Source organism: Bradyrhizobium sp. WSM471, assembly GCF_000244915.1.
Lineage (GTDB): Bacteria > Pseudomonadota > Alphaproteobacteria > Rhizobiales > Xanthobacteraceae > Bradyrhizobium.
In genome coordinates this window covers 7,565,800-7,582,451 of the sequence record NZ_CM001442.1, presented here as the reverse complement: position 1 = coordinate 7,582,451, position 16,652 = coordinate 7,565,800, and the positions used below count along the sequence as shown (strand labels likewise).

14 protein-coding genes are annotated in these 16,652 nt (G+C 64.8%); 11 read left to right on the top strand and 3 right to left on the bottom strand.

Features of this window, described 5'->3' with window-relative positions:
• Positions 1–26: 26 nt before the first annotated feature.
• On the bottom strand, positions 27–1,022 hold the full coding sequence (locus BRA471DRAFT_RS34695) for a TRAP transporter substrate-binding protein (RefSeq protein WP_007615812.1): 996 nt from the start codon (positions 1,020–1,022) through the stop codon (positions 27–29).
• A 185-nt stretch (positions 1,023–1,207) separates the two neighbouring features.
• On the opposite strand from BRA471DRAFT_RS34695, the gene ugpB reads away from it, so the two are divergent.
• From ugpB to BRA471DRAFT_RS34640, 11 genes are all read left to right on the top strand, one after another.
• Positions 1,208–2,548 carry a sn-glycerol-3-phosphate ABC transporter substrate-binding protein UgpB gene (ugpB, locus tag BRA471DRAFT_RS34690; protein ID WP_007615810.1) on the top strand — a complete coding sequence of 447 codons (1,341 nt, stop codon included), beginning with the start codon at positions 1,208–1,210 and terminating at the stop codon, positions 2,546–2,548.
• A gap of 222 nt (positions 2,549–2,770) precedes the next feature.
• Positions 2,771–3,730, top strand: coding sequence for a phosphotransferase (locus BRA471DRAFT_RS34685; RefSeq protein ID WP_007615808.1), 960 nt, complete (start codon positions 2,771–2,773; stop codon positions 3,728–3,730).
• A gap of 382 nt (positions 3,731–4,112) precedes the next feature.
• Positions 4,113–5,735, top strand: coding sequence for an ABC transporter substrate-binding protein (locus BRA471DRAFT_RS34680; RefSeq protein WP_007615806.1), 1,623 nt, complete (start codon positions 4,113–4,115; stop codon positions 5,733–5,735).
• A gap of 218 nt (positions 5,736–5,953) precedes the next feature.
• Entirely contained in the window at positions 5,954–6,967 is a 1,014-nt protein-coding gene (locus BRA471DRAFT_RS34675) for an ABC transporter permease (RefSeq protein WP_007615803.1), read from the top strand.
• Positions 6,968–6,976: 9 nt separating this feature from the next.
• Positions 6,977–7,876, top strand: a complete 900-nt coding sequence (locus BRA471DRAFT_RS34670) for an ABC transporter permease (RefSeq protein WP_007615801.1) — start codon at positions 6,977–6,979, stop codon at positions 7,874–7,876.
• A 103-nt stretch (positions 7,877–7,979) separates the two neighbouring features.
• Positions 7,980–9,725, top strand: a complete 1,746-nt coding sequence (locus tag BRA471DRAFT_RS34665) for an ABC transporter ATP-binding protein (RefSeq protein ID WP_007615799.1) — start codon at positions 7,980–7,982, stop codon at positions 9,723–9,725.
• Positions 9,726–9,738: 13 nt separating this feature from the next.
• Positions 9,739–9,918 carry a DUF4089 domain-containing protein gene (locus BRA471DRAFT_RS34660; RefSeq protein ID WP_007615797.1) on the top strand — a complete coding sequence of 60 codons (180 nt, stop codon included), beginning with the start codon at positions 9,739–9,741 and terminating at the stop codon, positions 9,916–9,918.
• Positions 9,919–9,925: 7 nt separating this feature from the next.
• Positions 9,926–11,323, top strand: a complete 1,398-nt coding sequence (locus BRA471DRAFT_RS34655; RefSeq protein ID WP_007615795.1) for an AtzE family amidohydrolase — start codon at positions 9,926–9,928, stop codon at positions 11,321–11,323.
• 1 nt (position 11,324) lies between these two features.
• The gene (gene hpxZ / locus BRA471DRAFT_RS34650; protein ID WP_007615793.1) at positions 11,325–11,717 is read left to right on the top strand and encodes an oxalurate catabolism protein HpxZ; all 393 of its coding nucleotides are present in this window, start codon (positions 11,325–11,327) and stop codon (positions 11,715–11,717) included.
• 4 nt (positions 11,718–11,721) lie between these two features.
• A complete protein-coding gene (locus BRA471DRAFT_RS34645) occupies positions 11,722–12,444 on the top strand; it encodes a GntR family transcriptional regulator (protein ID WP_007615791.1) in 723 nt (240 codons plus the stop codon).
• 95 nt (positions 12,445–12,539) lie between these two features.
• Positions 12,540–13,877, top strand: coding sequence for an IS1182-like element ISBrsp10 family transposase (locus BRA471DRAFT_RS34640; RefSeq protein WP_007610752.1), 1,338 nt, complete (start codon positions 12,540–12,542; stop codon positions 13,875–13,877).
• A gap of 242 nt (positions 13,878–14,119) precedes the next feature.
• Here BRA471DRAFT_RS34640 and atzF read toward each other — a convergent pair whose 3' ends face one another.
• The gene (gene atzF / locus BRA471DRAFT_RS34635; protein ID WP_007615788.1) at positions 14,120–15,940 is read right to left on the bottom strand and encodes an allophanate hydrolase; all 1,821 of its coding nucleotides are present in this window, start codon (positions 15,938–15,940) and stop codon (positions 14,120–14,122) included.
• Positions 15,941–16,133: 193 nt separating this feature from the next.
• A complete protein-coding gene (locus tag BRA471DRAFT_RS34630) occupies positions 16,134–16,628 on the bottom strand; it encodes a MarR family winged helix-turn-helix transcriptional regulator (protein ID WP_007615786.1) in 495 nt (164 codons plus the stop codon).
• Positions 16,629–16,652: the final 24 nt, after the last annotated feature.

Genomic DNA, 16,652 nt, shown 5'->3' with positions numbered 1-16,652 from the left:
CTGTGTCCAAGCCCGGGCAAGTGGCCTCACTCCACCTTGCGGATGCGTTCGATCAGCGCGGCCGCGGCCGGATCCTGCCCGGCCTTGGCGTAGATCGCGACCATCGCGTCCTCGAACGGCTTGCGGTCGATATCCCTGACGATGGTGACGCCCGCTGCTTCCGCCTTGCGCTGCGACTGCTCCTCGAGGTCGCGCCATTTCTCGCGCATGAAGCGGCTGGAGCGCTGCGCGGCTTCCCTGAAGATGGTCTGGTCGTCGGCCGAGAGGCTTTTCCAGGCCTTCAGCGAGATCACCAGCACTTCGGGGCTCATCGTGTGCTCGGTGAGGGCGAGATAGCCGGCATGCTTGTAATGGTCCGTGGTCACGTAGGAGGGCCAGTTGTTCTCGGCGCCGTCGATCAAATGGTTGGCAAGCCCGGCAAGCACCTGCCCATAGGGCATCTCGACCGGCTCCGCGCCGAGCGCGCGGATCATCTGGCTCATCAACTCCGACTGCTGCACCCGGATCCGCAATCCCTTGAGGTCGGCGACGTTCCTGACCGGGCGGACGCCGTTGTAGATCGACCGCGCGCCGGAATCGTAGAAGGCGAGGCCAACGAAGCCATAGGGCTCGAAGCTGCCGAGAATCTCGCTGCCGACCGGTCCGTCCAGCACCTTCTGCATGTGCTCGATGGACCGGAACAGGAACGGCATCGCCAGCACGTTCATCGCCGGGACGAAGTTGCCGATCAGCGCCACATTGGTCCGGTTGAGGTCGATCGCGCCAACCCGGGTCTGCTCGATGGTCTCCTTCTCCTCGCCGAGCTGGCGGGAGTGGAATACCTTGACCTCGTGGCGGCCGCCGCTGCGCTCGGCGATCAGGGCGCCCATGTAGCGCAGCGCCTGCACGGTCGGATAATCCTCGGTCTGGGTGTCGGCGGCGCGGAATTCACGCGCAGCGGCTCCCGTCGCGCAGATGGCGATCAGAAGCGCGACGAAAACCACCCCGGTCCGCGAGCGTTCGGCACGGTTCAACACTGGCACACTCAACCCCTCAGTGGTGGAGTCTATGGCGGGAGGAAAAGGTTCAATGCAATCTAGCAGATGGTCGTGGGAAGGCCATCCCGCCCGGCACTGCTGCGTGATTGTGCGGCGCGGCCGGGGCTCATTCCCGGTTGAAACCGCGAATGCCGCGCCTTAAGCAGGGACAGCCGCTTTCGTCGTGCGGCATGGAAAGAGCCATCGTGACTTCAGCATCACGCCTTTTGCAGGTGGTTGCCACCTTTGCGGCCCTCTCATTGGCCGCGCCGGTGCGTGCCGCGACCGACATCGCGTGGTGGCACGCCATGTCCGGCGAGCTCGGCCGCCAGCTCGAGAAGCTTGCCTCCGACTTCAACGCCTCGCAGTCGGATTATCGCGTCGTGCCGACTTACAAGGGTAGTTACACCGAGACGGTGACGGCCGCGATTTTCGCATTCCGCTCGCGCAGCCAGCCCGCGATCGTCCAGGTCAACGAGGTCGCCACCGCCACCATGACCGCGGCCAAGGGCGCGATCTATCCCGTGTTCAGCCTGATGCGGGACATGAACGAGCCGTTCTCGCTCAATGACTACCTTCCTGCGGTCTCCGGCTACTACACCGATGCGGCCGGCAATCTCTTGTCATTCCCGTTCAATTCGTCGACGCCGATCCTCTATTACAACAAGACCATGTTCCGCGACGCAGGGCTCGATCCGGAGGCGCCGCCGAAGACCTGGCCGGAGCTTGGCGCTGCTGCAAAACGCCTGCGCGATCGCGGCGCGGTGTGCGGCTTCACCACATCCTGGCCGTCCTGGATCCATGTCGAGAACTTTTCGGCGTTCCACAACCTGCCGCTGGCGACGCGGACCAACGGCTTCGCCGCGCTCGATGCCGAGCTGACCATCAACAATCCGTCTCTCGTGCGTCATGTCTCCCAGCTCAGCGAGTGGCAGAAGACCAAGGTGTTCGACTATAGCGGCCGCGGCCAGTCGGCCGAGCCGCGCTTCCAGAACGGCGAATGCGGCATCTTCATCGGCTCCTCCGCGACGCGCGCCGACATCAAGGCGAATTCGAAGTTCGAGATCGGCTACGGCATGATGCCGTATTGGCCCGACGTGAAGGGCGCGCCGCAGAACTCGATCATCGGCGGCGCCACGCTATGGGTGCTGCGCGACCGTCCGCGCGAGGAATACAAGGGCGTGGCGCGGTTCTTCGCCTATCTGTCGCAGCCCGGCGTGCAGGCCGCCTGGCACCAGAACACCGGCTATCTGCCTGTGACCCGCGCCGCCTTCGAGCTGACGCGCGCGCAAGGTTTTTACGAGCGCAATTCCGGCTCGGCGATCTCGTTCGAGGAGATCACGCTGCACCCGCCGACGGAGAATTCGAAGGGCATCCGGCTCGGCTCCTTCGTGCTGATCCGCGGCGCCATCGAGGACGAGCTGGAGCAGGCCTTTGCCGGCCGCAAGAGCGCGCAAGCCGCGCTCGATGCCGCGGTCGAGCGCGGCAACAAGATCCTGCGCCAGTTCGAGCGCGCCAGCCCGGATAGGTAGAGTTCTCAGATTGGACCTCTCTTTAACCGCGAAGGAAGTGCGCTCCCTCTCCCGCTTGCGGGAGAGGGGTGGGGAGAGGGTGTCTCCGCAAAGGGATAATCCCCTAGAGGAGAGAACCCCCACCCGGCGCTTCGCGCCGACCTCCCCCGCAAGCGGGAGAGGTGCACCGTCTGCTTGGCTTGCATCGAATCAGCCAAAACCCGCTTGCCTGATCGGGCGTGCATGACCAGCGTTCCATCGCAAATCTTGCCAACTTTCACCGACGCTGCTGCCTTTCGCGCCTTTCGCTGCGACGCGTCGCGATGGCTGCCGATCGCGCTCGACATCGCGCGCAGCCACGGCCTCGATGTCAGCGCGCCGCACGTGTTTGCCACCGGCACCAATCTCGTGGTGGGGCTCGGCGATCACCTGATCCTGAAAATCTTCCCGCCGCTGCTCCGCGCGCAATTCGTTTCCGAGCGCGGCTCGCTGACGCAGCTTGCCGGCCGCCTTCATCTGCCGATTCCCGAGATCGTCGCCGAAGGCGAGCGCGATGGCTGGCCTTATCTCGTCGTCACACGCCTTGCCGGCGCGCTCGGTTCGGAGGTCTGGCCGCAATTGGCGGAAGCGCAGAAGGAGCGCGTGCTGCGCCAGATCGGCGAGACCATTGCGTCCGTGCAGCGCGCCCCGCTCGGCCCGCTCGCACAGATCGAGCCGCGCTGGGACGACTTCATGCGCGCCCAGATGCAGGGCTGCAAGGTGCGGCATACGCGCCTTGGCCTGGCGCCGAAATTCCTCAGAGGCCTCGACGACCTCCTGGTTGATGCGGCCGCGCTCATACCGATGGATGCGCCGCCGGTGATCCTGATCGGCGAGTACATTCCGGAGAACTTCCTGCTCACCTGCCATGACGATCAATGGTTGCTCGCCGGCCTGTTCGACTTCGGCGACGTGCTGGCAGGGTGGCGCGACTACGATCTGCTCGGCCCCAGCGCCTTCATGGCAGCGGGCCGGGCCGGCCGCGTGCGCAACCTGCTCGAAGGCTTTGGCTATGCGAAGCTCGACTTCGCGCTCAAGCGCCGCCTGATGGCACTGATGCTCCTGCATCGCGCCAGCGACCTCAACAGCCACGTCTGCATCGACGGCTGGCAGGACAAGGCCGACGATCTGGTCCAGCTTCAGGAGCTGATCTGGGCGGGATGAGTGCCGGTGATCCCCGCCGTCGTCCTGGACAAGCGAAGCGCAGATCCAGGACCCATTATCCCAGCGAGGGGTTTTGCGAAGACTCGTGGTCGCCAGCTTCGCGCCGCAGTTCGCCCTGGGGGAATGGGTCCTGGCTTTCGCCAGGACGACGGCGGTTCAATAAGCCGCCTGCCAAACAAGCGAGACTTAATTCAGCTTATTTTATGAGCAAATGCGCATCTTTGTATGCAATGCCCAAAGCTTGGCCTCGGATCGGCGGCCCGATCAATAGCTGCTTCCTTTAAATATTTCAGAGGCTTATGGCGCTTTAAACTCTCTTTAAGCCTTGGCACGAACCTTGCGAATCCAGTTCCAACCATAAAACTTGTGTTGGAGCCATTTCATGAAGCGCCGCGATTTCCTCAAGTCCGTTTCCGGATTGGCCGCTGGCGCGGCGCTTCCGGCCATGCCGCCCGTGATCTCGTCGGCCAAGGCCGATGCGCGCTCGGAGACGTTGCTGATCGTCTCGGAAGGCGGCCCCAACAATCTCGATATCCACGGCGTCGGCACCAATGTGCCCGGCTACGAGGTGTCCTGGAATTGCTACGACCGCCTGATCAGCCACGAGATGAAGGCCGGTCCCGGCGGCGTGCCCTATTACGACCGCGACAAGTTCAAGGGCGAACTCGCCGAGAGCTTCAAGATCGACGACATGTCGGTCACCTTCAAGCTGAAGAAGAACGCCAAATTCCACGACGGCGCGCCTGTCACCGCCAAGGATGTGAAGTGGTCGCTCGACCGCGCCGTCAGCGTCGGCGGCTTCCCCACCTTTCAGATGAGCGCGGGCTCGCTGACCAAGCCTGAGCAGTTCGTCGTGATCGACGACTACACGGTGCGCATCGACTTCCTGAAAAAGGACAAGCTGACGATCCCCGATCTCGCGGTGATCGTGCCCTGCATCGTCAACTCCGAGCTTGTGAAGAAAAATGCCAGCGAAAAAGATCCGTGGGGTCTTGAGTACACCAAGCAGCAGACCGCCGGCTCCGGCGCCTACAAGGTGACGAAGTGGACCGCCGGTACCGAAGTCGTGATGGAGCGCAACGACGATTGGGTCGGCGGCCCGCTGCCGAAGATCAAGCGCGTGATCTGGCGCATGGTGCCGCAGGCCGGCAATCGCCGCGCGCTGCTGGAGCGCGGCGACGCCGACATTTCCTATGAGCTGCCGTTCAAGGATTTCCAGGAGATGAAGGCGAGCGGCAAGCTCAACGTGGTGTCGCTGCCGTTCTCCAACGGCATCCAGTATATCGGCATGAACGTGACCAAGCCGCCGTTCGACAATCCCAAGGTCCGTCAGGCGGTCGCCTATGCGATTCCCTATCAGAAGATCATGGACGCGGTGATGTTCGGGCTGGCGAACCCGATGTTCGGCGCGGCCAAGGACAAGCCGACCGAAGTCGCCTGGCCGCAGCCGCACAAATACAACACCGACATGGAGAAGGCGAAGGCGCTGATGGCCGAGGCCGGCTATGCCAACGGCTTCGACACCACGATCTCGTTTGACCTGAATTTCGCCGGCGTCAACGAGCCGCTCTGCGTGCTGGTGCAGGAGAGCCTGGCCCAGATCGGCATCAAGACCACCATCAACAAGGTGCCCGGCGCCAACTGGCGCACCGAATTGAACAAGAAGGAGATGCCGCTCTTCACCAACGTGTTCTCGGGCTGGCTCGATTACCCCGAATACTTCTTCTACTGGTGCTATCACGGCAATAATTCCGTCTTCAACACCATGAGCTACAAGTCGGCGGCGATGGACAAGCTCATCGACGGCGCACGCGCAGCCGCCGCGACCGGCGACACCGCGACCTACGACACCGACGTGAAGGGCTTCGTCGACCTCGCCTACAGCGACATCCCCCGCATCCCGCTGTACCAGCCCTTCGTCAACGTCGCGATGCAGAAGAACATCAGCGGCTACCAATACTGGTTCCACCGGAGGCTGGATTATCGCGCGATGGCGAAGGGGTGAGGGGGGATGGCGGGCGCTGTCCTTCAGAGTGAGGTGGGCACGCTCTTCAGGCTCCCTCCCCCCTTGTGGGGGAGGGTTGGGGAGAGGGGTAGCCACAGGCTCAGATCTCTCCCGGAGCCACCCCCCTCCCTGCCCCTCCCCCACAAGGCGGGAGGGAACGCAGCGGCGCAAGCCGTTCAAGTTTGCTCCCAATTGCAAGGCAGAAGGAGAGCGCCCCCATGCTGACCATGATCGGCAAGCGCCTGATGTTCGCGATTCCCTCGCTGATCGGGGTCGTCATCGTCACCTTCCTGCTGACCCGCGCGCTGCCGGGCGATCCCGCCGCGTATTTCGCGGGACCCGCCGCAACGAAAGAAGCCGTCGAGCAGATCCGCAAGAAGCTTGGCCTCGACAAGCCGCTGATCGAGCAGTTCTTCCGCTACACCAACGATCTCGCCCATGGCGATTTCGGCAACTCGCTCACGACCGGCCAGCCGGTCGCGGCCGAGATCCGCAACCGCCTGCCGGCCTCCGCCGAGCTGACGCTGCTCGGCCTCATCGTCTCGATCGTGATCGCGATTCCGCTCGGCGTACTGGCGGCGACCCGGCCGGGATCGTGGGTCGATCATCTCTGTCGCGTCACGACGACGGCCGGCGTGTCGCTGCCGGTGTTCTTCACCGGTCTCGTGCTGGTCTATGTCTTCTATTTCCAGCTCGGCTGGTCGCCTGCGCCGCTTGGCCGGCTCGATGTGTTCTACAGCGCGCCGCCGACGGTGACAGGCTTCTATCTGATCGACACCCTGATCGCGCGCGACTTCGAGGCGTTCCGTTCGGCCTGCAGCCAGCTCATCCTGCCGGCGACGACGCTTGCGATCTTCTCGCTGGCGCCGATCGCGCGCATGACGCGGGCCTCGATGCTAGCGGTGCTGTCGTCCGAATTCGTGCGCACCGCGCGCGCCAGCGGCCTGTCGCCGGCGACCGTCATCGTCACTTACGCCTTCCGCAATGCGATGCTCCCGGTGATCACCACGCTGAGCATGGTGTTCTCCTTCTTGCTGGGCGCCAACGTGCTGGTCGAGAAAGTGTTCGCCTGGCCCGGCATCGGCTCCTATGCGGTCGAAGCGCTGATCTCGTCGGACTTCGCGCCGGTGCAGGGTTTCGTACTGACCATGGCGGTGATGTACGTGCTGCTCAATCTCGTGATCGACATTCTCTACGGCGTGATCGATCCACGCGTGCGGCTGGAAGGGTAGGGGATCACAATGAGCACCGTTGCGCCTGCTGTTGAACCCGTCGGTCCCGCGCGGACGTCAGGGTTCGTCGCGCTGCTCGACCAGACCCGCTACGTGCTCGGCGAGAACAAGGTCACCGGTTTTGCCTTCGCGCTGCTGGTCGTGATCCTCCTTGCCGCGATCTTCGGCCCCTATGTGGTGCCGTATGATCCGCTGGCGTCCGACACCGCGGCGTCGCTCAAGCCGCCATCGGCCGCGCACTGGTTCGGCACCGATCAATTGGGCCGCGACATCTTCAGCCGGGTCGTGGTGGCGACGCGGCTCGATACGTTCATCGCGGTCGCCTCCGTCGTGCTGGTGTTTTTGATGGGCGGGCTCGCCGGCATCGCCGCCGGCTATTTCGGCGGCTGGACCGATCGCATCGTCGGCCGCATCGCCGACACCATCATGGCGTTCCCGCTGTTCGTGCTGGCGATGGGCATCGTCGCTGCGCTCGGCAACACCGTGCAGAACATCATCCTGGCCACGGCCATCGTGAATTTCCCGCTCTATGCCCGCGTCGCGCGCGCCGAAGCCAACGTGCGCCGCAACGCCGGCTTCGTGCAGGCGGCGCGGCTGTCCGGCAACGGCGAATTCCGCATTCTCCTCGTGCATATCCTGCCGAACATCATGCCGATCATGATCGTGCAGATGTCGCTGACCATGGGCTACGCCATTCTCAATGCCGCAGGTCTGTCCTTCATCGGCCTCGGCGTCCGCCCGCCGACGGCGGAATGGGGCATCATGGTCGCCGAAGGCGCCGGCTTCATGGTGTCAGGCGAATGGTGGATCGCGCTATTCCCGGGCCTCGCTTTGATGATCGCCGTGTTCTGCTTCAACCTCCTCGGCGACGGCCTGCGCGACATCGTCGACCCCCAGCGGAGGACGTGATGGCTGGTTTATGCGCGAATTTCCGCTCAAAATTCTCCAATAAAATCAATCCCGTTCTACTGTGCATGGGGTTGTTTTCGATGTTTTTGTTTGGGAGGCATCCATGACCGCCCAGCCTCTGCTCGACGTCCAGGACCTCACCGTCGAATTCACCACCCGCCGCGGCATCGTGAAAGCGGTGCAGCACGTCAACATTTCCGTCGCCAAGGGCGAGACGCTCGCCATTGTCGGCGAGTCCGGCTCCGGCAAGTCGGTGACCTCCTATGCCGTGATGCGCATCCTCGACCGTGCCGGGCGGATCGCCGAGGGCTCGGTGATGTTCTCGGGCATCGACGTGAAGGCCGCGACCGAGGACCAGATGCGCGATTTGCGCGGTCGCGAAGTCTCGATGATCTTCCAGAACCCGCGCGCCGCGCTCAACCCGATCCGGAAGGTCGGCGACCAGATCGAAGACGTGCTGCGCACCCATGTCCAGCAGGCCATGGTTTCGGACCGCGGCGAGAAGGCGATCGAGGCGCTGGAACAGGTCAAGATCGCCCGCCCGCGCGAGCGCTATCACGCCTATCCGTTCGAATTGTCGGGCGGCATGTGCCAGCGCGTCGTCATCGCGCTCGCGCTCGCCTGCAATCCCCAGCTGCTGATCGCGGACGAGCCGACGACCGGATTGGACGTCACCACGCAGAAGGCGGTGATGGATCTGATCGTCGAGCTGACCAAGCGCAAGGCGATGTCCACCATCCTGATCACGCACGACCTCGGCTTGGCCGCCGCCTATTGCGACCGCGTCGTGGTGATGGAAAAGGGCCGGGTGGTCGAGACCGCGAAAGCCGCCGACATCTTCGCCAACCCGCAGCACCCCTACACGAAGAAGCTGATGCGCGCGACGCCCAGGCTCGGCGTGAGCCTGCGGGATCTGTTGCCGGAGGAGGAGGGCGCAGCTGTCGTGGCCGGGCCTGACCCGGCCATCCATCAGGCTTCGCAAGACGAGGCCAAGAAGAGCGGGCAGCCCCTTCTCCTCATCGACAAGCTGGTCAAGGAATATCCCCGCCAGGGTGCCACCGCCACGCTCGGCAAATTGTTCGGCCGCAAGCCGCCGGTGGAGCCGGACGTGTTCCGCGCGGTCGACGGCATCAGCTTCTCGGTCGGCCATGGCGAGAGCGTTGGCCTGGTCGGCGAGTCCGGCTGCGGCAAATCGACCACGTCGATGATGGTGATGCGGCTGCTGGACCAGACCTCGGGCCTGATCCAGTTCGACGGCGAGGACATCGGCGCCATCGCGCCCGCCGGCTTTGCCCGGCTGCCGCAGCGTAGCCGCATCCAGATGGTGTTCCAGGATCCCACCGACAGCCTCAACCCGCGCTTCACCGCCGTGCGCGCCATCGCCGATCCCATCATGCAGCTCGGCGACATCAGGGGGCGCGACGCGCTCCGCGCCCGCTGCGAGGAACTCGCCACCATGGTGGGCCTGCCGCACAATCTGCTGGATCGCTTCCCGCACCAATTGTCGGGCGGCCAGAAGGCCCGCGTCGGCATCGCCCGCGCCATTGCCCTGCACCCGAAACTCGTCATCCTGGACGAGCCGACCGCCGCGCTCGACGTCTCGGTCCAGGCGGTGGTCCTCAATCTGCTCCAGGACCTCAAGGCGCGGCTAGGTATGAGTTATCTGTTCGTCTCGCATGATTTGAACGTAGTGCGCTTGTTGTGCGATCGTGTCATTGTCATGCGGTCGGGTCGAATCGTCGAGGAAGGATCTTCCGAGAGGGTCTTGAGCGATCCGCAGGACGACTACACCAAGGAGCTGCTGACGGCGATCCCGCACCCGCCGCTGCAGACACTGGGTGCACATTGAGAGCTTGTTTGTGATGGCCGAACCGCTGGACGATTATATCGACGCTGTCACCAAAGCGCTGGCGTTGCCCGTCGAGGAAGCATGGAGGTCGTCCATCCGCGCCAATCTCGAGGTCTCGCTGCGGCTCGGCCGCCTCGTCGACGAATTCGCGCTGCCGGACGAGACCGAGCCGGCGCCCGTGTTCACGGTCTGACGCCGCCATGACGACCAAGCCAGAGATGACGGCCTCCGAGATCGCGAGCGCGGTTGCCGGCCGCAAGATGTCCGCGCTCGACGCGACCGAAGCAGCGCTTGCGCGCATCAAGCAGCACGACACCATCCTCAACGCCTTCACCGACATCACCGCCGATCGCGCCCGTGCCAAAGCGCGCGCGATCGATGCCGATATCGCCGCCGGCAAGGCCGTCGGTCCATTGGCCGGCGTGCCCTTCGCGGTGAAGAATTTGTTCGACGTCGCAGGCCTCGCCACGCGCGCCGGCTCGAAGATCAACCGCGATCGCGCACCCGCCACGCGCGATGCCACGCTGATCGAGCGCATGGAAGCGGCTGGCGCCGTGCTGGTCGGTGCGCTCAACATGGGCGAATACGCCTACGACTTCACCGGCGAGAACGTCCATGACGGTCCCTCGCGCAATCCGCACGACACCACGCGGATGAGCGGCGGCTCCTCCGGCGGTTCGGGCAGTGCCGTCGGTGGCGCGCTGGTGCCGATCGCGCTCGGCTCCGACACCAACGGTTCGATCCGCGTGCCGTCCTCGTTCTGCGGCATCTTCGGCCTGAAGCCCACCTATGGCCGGCTCTCGCGCGCGCGCTCTTTCCCGTTCGTCGCGAGCCTCGATCATCTCGGCCCGTTCGCGCGCTCCGCCACCGATCTCGCGCTGGCCTATGACGCGATGCAGGGACCGGACGCCGACGATGCCGCCTGCACCACCACACGTGGTCTGGAGCCGACGTTGCCGCTACTTGCCAATCCGGTTTCGGACCTGCGCATCGCGATCGCCGGCGGCTACTTCCAGCAGAATCTGTTTCCGGAAGCCGTCGAAGCCGTCAGCCGTGTCGCCAAGGCGCTGGGCGCAACGCGCGTGGTGGATGTGCCCGAAGCCGCGCGCGCCCGTGCGGCGGCCTATGTCATCACCACCACCGAGGGCGCCTCGCTGCATCTCGATCGGCTGCGCAAGCGGCCGAACGATTTCGATCCCGCCGTGCGCGACCGGCTGATCGCGGGCGCCATGGTGCCGGCGCCACTGGTCGACCGCGCGCAGAAATTCCGCCGCTGGTATCGCGCGCAGCTCGCGGAGATTTTCAAATCCGTCGACGTGCTGATCGCGCCCGCGACGCCATGCACGGCGCCAAAACTCGGCCAGGTCAATTTCAATCTTGGCGGCGTCGAGCTGCCGGTGCGCGCCAATATCGGCATCCACACCCAGCCGATCTCGTTCATCGGCTTGCCTGTGGTCGCCGTGCCGGTGCCGCTCGAGCCGCTGCCGATCGGCGTGCAGATCATCGCCGCGCCCTGGCGCGAGGACATCGCGCTGCGCATCGCGTACGCGTTGGAGAAGATGGGCGTCGCCGCCGCGCCCTGCCCAAAAGGATTTTGAGATGGAGATCGATCTCCCCGACGTGATCGCGGACGTCAAAGCCGCGTTCGAGCGCTATGAGCAGGCCCTGATCACCAACGACGTCGCGGTGCTCGGCGAGCTCTTTCGCAACGATCCCCGCACGCTGCGCTATGGCATCGGCGAGAACCTCTACGGCTATGAAGCGATCTCCGGCTTTCGCGCCGGGCGCTCGCCGGTCGGCCTCAACCGCCGCACTGCGAAAACCGTGATCACGAGCTATGGCCGCGACACCGCTGTCGCCTCCACCCTGTTCTATCGCGACACGATGCCGGGCAAGGTCGGCCGGCAGATGCAGACCTGGGTAAAATTCCCGGAGGGCTGGCGCGTCGTCGCCGCCCATGTCAGCATCATCGACGAGTCGAAAGAGACCTGACCGTATGACGCTTGACGATCTTCCGCCCGGAACGCTGCCGGCCGAACCGGCGGTGCCGCGTGTCGACCGGGCGTCGCCATCAGTGCACAAGGTCACGCGCGCCGAGGAATTGCGCCTGCAGCTCGCCGACGAGATCGTGCGCGGAGCTCTGCCGCCCGGCGCGCCGCTTGACGAGACCGACATCGCGCGCCGCTTCAGCGTTTCGCGCACGCCGGTGCGGGAAGCGTTGCGCCAACTCGTGGCAAGCGGCCTCGTCGAAGCGCGCGCCCATCGCGGCGCGGTCGTAGCGCAGCCTTCGTTCGAACGGCTGACGGGCATGTTCGAGGCGATGGCGGAACTGGAAGCACTGTGCGCGGGTCTTGCCGCTGAACGCATGTCGGCTGCCGAGCGCCACGGCCTGGAAGCCATCCACGAAGAGCTGCGGGTGCTGAGCTATGCCGGCAATCCCGACCGCTTCCACGAAGTCAATGAGCGCTTCCACAATGCGATCTATGCGGGATCGCAGAACGGTTACATCGCCGAGATCACGCTGGCGACGCGCGTACGCGTGCAGCCGTTTCGCCGCGCCCAGTTCCGCAACCTCGGCCGCCTCGCCAAGTCGCAAGCCGAGCACGACCGCGTCGTCGTCGCCATCATGCGCGGCGACAAGCAGGGCGCCGCCGCCGCGATGCGTGCGCATATCGAGCTGGTGCGCGGGGAGTACGAGATCTACGCGGTGTCGGTGTGAATCCCTCATCCTGAGAGGGTGAGAATCTTTCGTCTAAACGGGCATTTGCCGTAGCCGCTTTGCTATGATTCGATGACGGGGCGAAGCAGGGGCAGATGATGGCTGACGATCAATTGTTCGAAGACTTGCCCGAGCAGGATAAGCCACTACCCAAGGGACGCGGCGCGGTGCGGTTGCGAGAACCGGAACGCAGCCAGATGAGCATGCAGGTCGCGGCATTGGACGATCTGGTAGGGGATGATCATCCGGTCCGCGCGGTTTGGTCGTTTGTCGAGGGGCTGGATCTGTCGGCGCTGTACGACGTCATCAAGGCGCGGGAGGGCGAGCCCGGACATCCGCCGGCCTCGCCGAAGCTGATGCTGGCGCTTTGGCTCTGGGCCACGATCGATGGAGTGGGCAGCGCTCGCCAACTGGACCGGCTGTGCCGGGATCATCTGATCTATCGTTGGTTGTGCGGCGGAGTGTCGATGAACTATCACAGCCTGTCGAACTTCCGGATCGCCCATATGGCGGTTCTGGAACGGCTGCTGACACAGGGCGTCGCGTCGATGGTGGACGCTGGATTGGTGTCGCTCGACACCTTGGCGCAGGATGGTTTGCGGGTGCGCGCGGCGGCCGGAGCGGGCTCGTTCCGCCGGCGGCCACGGCTTGATGAGTTGAAGACGGCAGCGCAGACGCGGGTGGAGCGCCTGCGCTTTGAAGTCGAGACCGATCCTGCGGCCGATGATCGGCGTCGGCGTGCGGCAAAGGAGCGTGGCGCCCGCGAGCGTGCGGAGCGGATCGCGGCGGCGCAGGAACGCATGAAGGAGCTGGAAGCCGAGCGGGAGCGGCGAGAGAAAACCAACAAGAAAGAGGTGGCCAAGCAGAAGTCGCCGCGCGCTTCCACCACCGATGCCGACGCACGGGTGATGAAGATGGCCGATGGCGGATGGCGCCCGGCCTACAACACACAGATCGTATCGGCTCCGGAACACCAGGTGATCGTTGCGGTCGATATCGATACCAGCGGCTCGGATCGGGGCTTGGCCCAGCCGGGGATCGAGATGGTGCATGCCGAAGGCTACCAACCCTCCAACTATCTGGTCGATGGCGGCTTCACCAAAAACGAAGCCATTGAGTGGGCCCATGCCAACGGTATAAAAGTGTGGTGTCCGCCAGCGCAGACAAAACACGGCACCGACCCTTATGCCCCTAAGAAAGGTGACGGTGTTGGCGTCGCGGACTGGCGTGAACGCATGAAGAGCGACGATGGCAAGGCGTTCTACCGGCTGCGTTGCGAACACGAATGCATCAACGCCCATGCCCGACGCATGGGCCTGCGCCAGTTATCCCTGCGCGGCAAGATCAAGGCCCGCATCCACCTGTTGTGGTTCGCGGTCGCTCACAACATGATGCGCTTCTTCGCCTTACACGCCAAGGCGCAAGCGGCATAAATAGGCGAGCCCGCACCAATAGGCGCCAACAAAGCCCCCATCAGCGGGCCGGTTCAGCTGAAAACCTTGGGGTCACTGCTCTCCAGGCAATGCAAAGCTCTCTCGGCGGGAGCGAAACATTCTCAAGCTCTGAGGAGCGGCCGAAGGCCGCGTCTCAAAGGATGGAAGGCCGAGATGCAGCCGCGGGGGCCTTCATGGTTCGAGACGGCGCTTGCGCGCCTCCTCACCATGAGGAGATGCAGCTACGCCGGCGCGGCCTCCGCCATATACTTCCGCCATCCACCATACGCCGTGATGTCGCGCGCGTCGCTCAGCACTTCGGGCTCGACCAGAAATCCCTTCACGCTGCGGCCATCGGCGAGCCGCACCGTGCCGATCGCCATCGGCGCAGGAATCGCGTTGACGAACTCGCCGAAGGCGGACGACGACAGCGACCAGATCTCCAGCTCGATCGACGCGCCCTTGCCGGCTTCGACGCGCAGCATGCCCGGCTTCGGGGGCGTGGTCTTCAATGCGTAGAGCTTGTAGTCCGCCGCGGTCCTGGTCGCCTCGATCAGCTGGCCGTTCAGCGCTTTCAACTCGCCGTTCAGCGCCATGCCGGACAGATGCGCGCCGACCACGGCGATGGGAATGTCGTCGATGCCGCTTGCGGCAAGCGGCGCCAGCGCGGGTTGCGCCACGCCCTTTGCGCCAAGCGTTAGTTTGGTATCGGCGTGGAACACGCGGCCGATGCTCGCGAGCAGCGCGTCGTGGCCGGTGGGCGCAAGGAGCGTGATGCCGAACGGAATGCCGTCGGCGCGCATCGCCGCCGGTACCGCGAGACCGCAGAGGTCGAGCAGATTGACGAAGTTGGTATAGGTGCCGAGCCGGCTGTTGAGCTCGATCGGATTGGCCAGCACCTGCGCGGTCGTATAGGCCGTCGGCGCCGTCGGCAGCACCAGCGCGTCGATATTTGTGAAGGTGCGTTCGGCGATCTTGCGCAGGCCCTGCAAGCGATAGAGCGCGGAGAAGGTATCCGCCGCCGTCAGCCGCGCACCCGCTACGGTGATCTCGCGCGTCACGGGATGGATCGCATCCGGCGCGGACGCCAGCAGGTCGCGGATCACGAGATAGCGCTCGGCGACCCAGGGTCCTTCATAGAGCAGCCGCGCCGTCTCGTAGAACGGCTCGAGGTCGAATTCGACGAGTGTTGCGCCAATCGCGGTCCAGCGCTTCAAGGCATCGGCGTAAGCCGCTTCCGCCTTCTTGTCGCCGAAGAAGATCAGCTGTCCGCCGCGCGGCACGCCGAGGCGCAGGTTTGCCGGGAGCGGGGTGATCGCGCCAAGCGGCCGGTCGCGCGAGAACGGATCGGCCTGATCGGGACCTGCCATCACCGACAGTGCGAGCGCGGCGTCGTCGACCGTCAAAGCGAACACCGAGATACAGTCGAGCGTCCGGCAGGCCGGCACCAGGCCAGCGGTCGAGATCATGCCGAGGCTCGGCTTGAGACCAACGATGTTGTTGAGCATCGCCGGCACGCGGCCGCTGCCGGCGGTGTCGGTGCCGAGCGACAGCGGCACCAGCCCGGCGCCGACGGCGGTCGCCGATCCCGAGCTCGAGCCGCCGGGAATGAGATCCTCGCGGATCGCGTTTCTGGGGATGCCGTAGGGCGAGCGCACGCCAACAAGGCCGGTCGCGAATTGGTCGAGATTGGTCTTGCCGATGATGATGGCGCCGGCGGCACGCAGCCGCGCAACCGCGGTCGAATCATGTGTCGGGAGGTATGAGAAGGCCGGGCACGCCGCGGTGGTCGGAAATCCCAGCGCGTCGATATTGTCCTTCACCACGACCGGCACGCCGTAGAGCGGCAGGCTGGCTGCATCGGCACGCGTGGCGAGCTTCTCGGCCTCCGTGATCGCGTCCCTTTCGTCGCGCAGGCTGATGAAGACGGCGGGATCGCTGTGGCCGCGGATGCGCTGATAGGTGCGCGCGACCGTCTGCGCCGGTGTGAGCGTGCCCGCGCGATGCGCGGCCACGATCGCGGCGATCGTTTCAGGCTGCTCAGCCCCCATTTCAGCCCTCATGGCGACAAACTCCGGCTACGTCTCTTCACCCGGATCGAAGCAAGCGATGTGCCATTGTGTACAGAATCCGGGCAGGAGAAGTGCTCCGGATATTATCGAGAGATCAGTGGCTTGTGGGATAATTCGAGGATCAACCGGGCTGACACGTCCGCGCCCCGTCGGGGGCATTTGCACAAGTATTAGGCAGCCTGGATCAGGTGAAGTCAGCCAGGATTCGCAGCAGCCGCTCCCGGTTCTGCTTGCCGATCCTCTCCTCGACATGCCGCTCGTGCTCCGCGGCGAGGCGCTTGAATTTTGCCAGCGCCGTCTTGCCCAGCTGCGTGAGGTGAAGGGCGTGGGAGCGCCGGTCCGCCTTCGACTTGACGCGTTCGACCAGATCGCGCTGCTCGAGGCTGTCGAGCAGATGCACCAGCCGCGCGCGCTCGATGCCGAGGCGCTTGGCCACCGCCATCTGCGACAGGCCGGGATTGGCGCCGATCACCGTCAGCACCGAATATTGCGTCGGGCGGATCTCGACATCGCCGAGCGTTTTGACGAAGTCCTGGAAAATCCAGATCTGGAAGCGCCGCACCGCATAGCCGGCGTGCCCGACCAGGGCGTCGAGGCCGATCTCGTCCGCGTCGATCCGCCGCGCGGCGCCGTTGCCGGCGCGTTTGCGTCGAGAAGTCCGGGCTGCAGTGGCTGTCACGTCGCGTCTCCTGCGGGATCATTC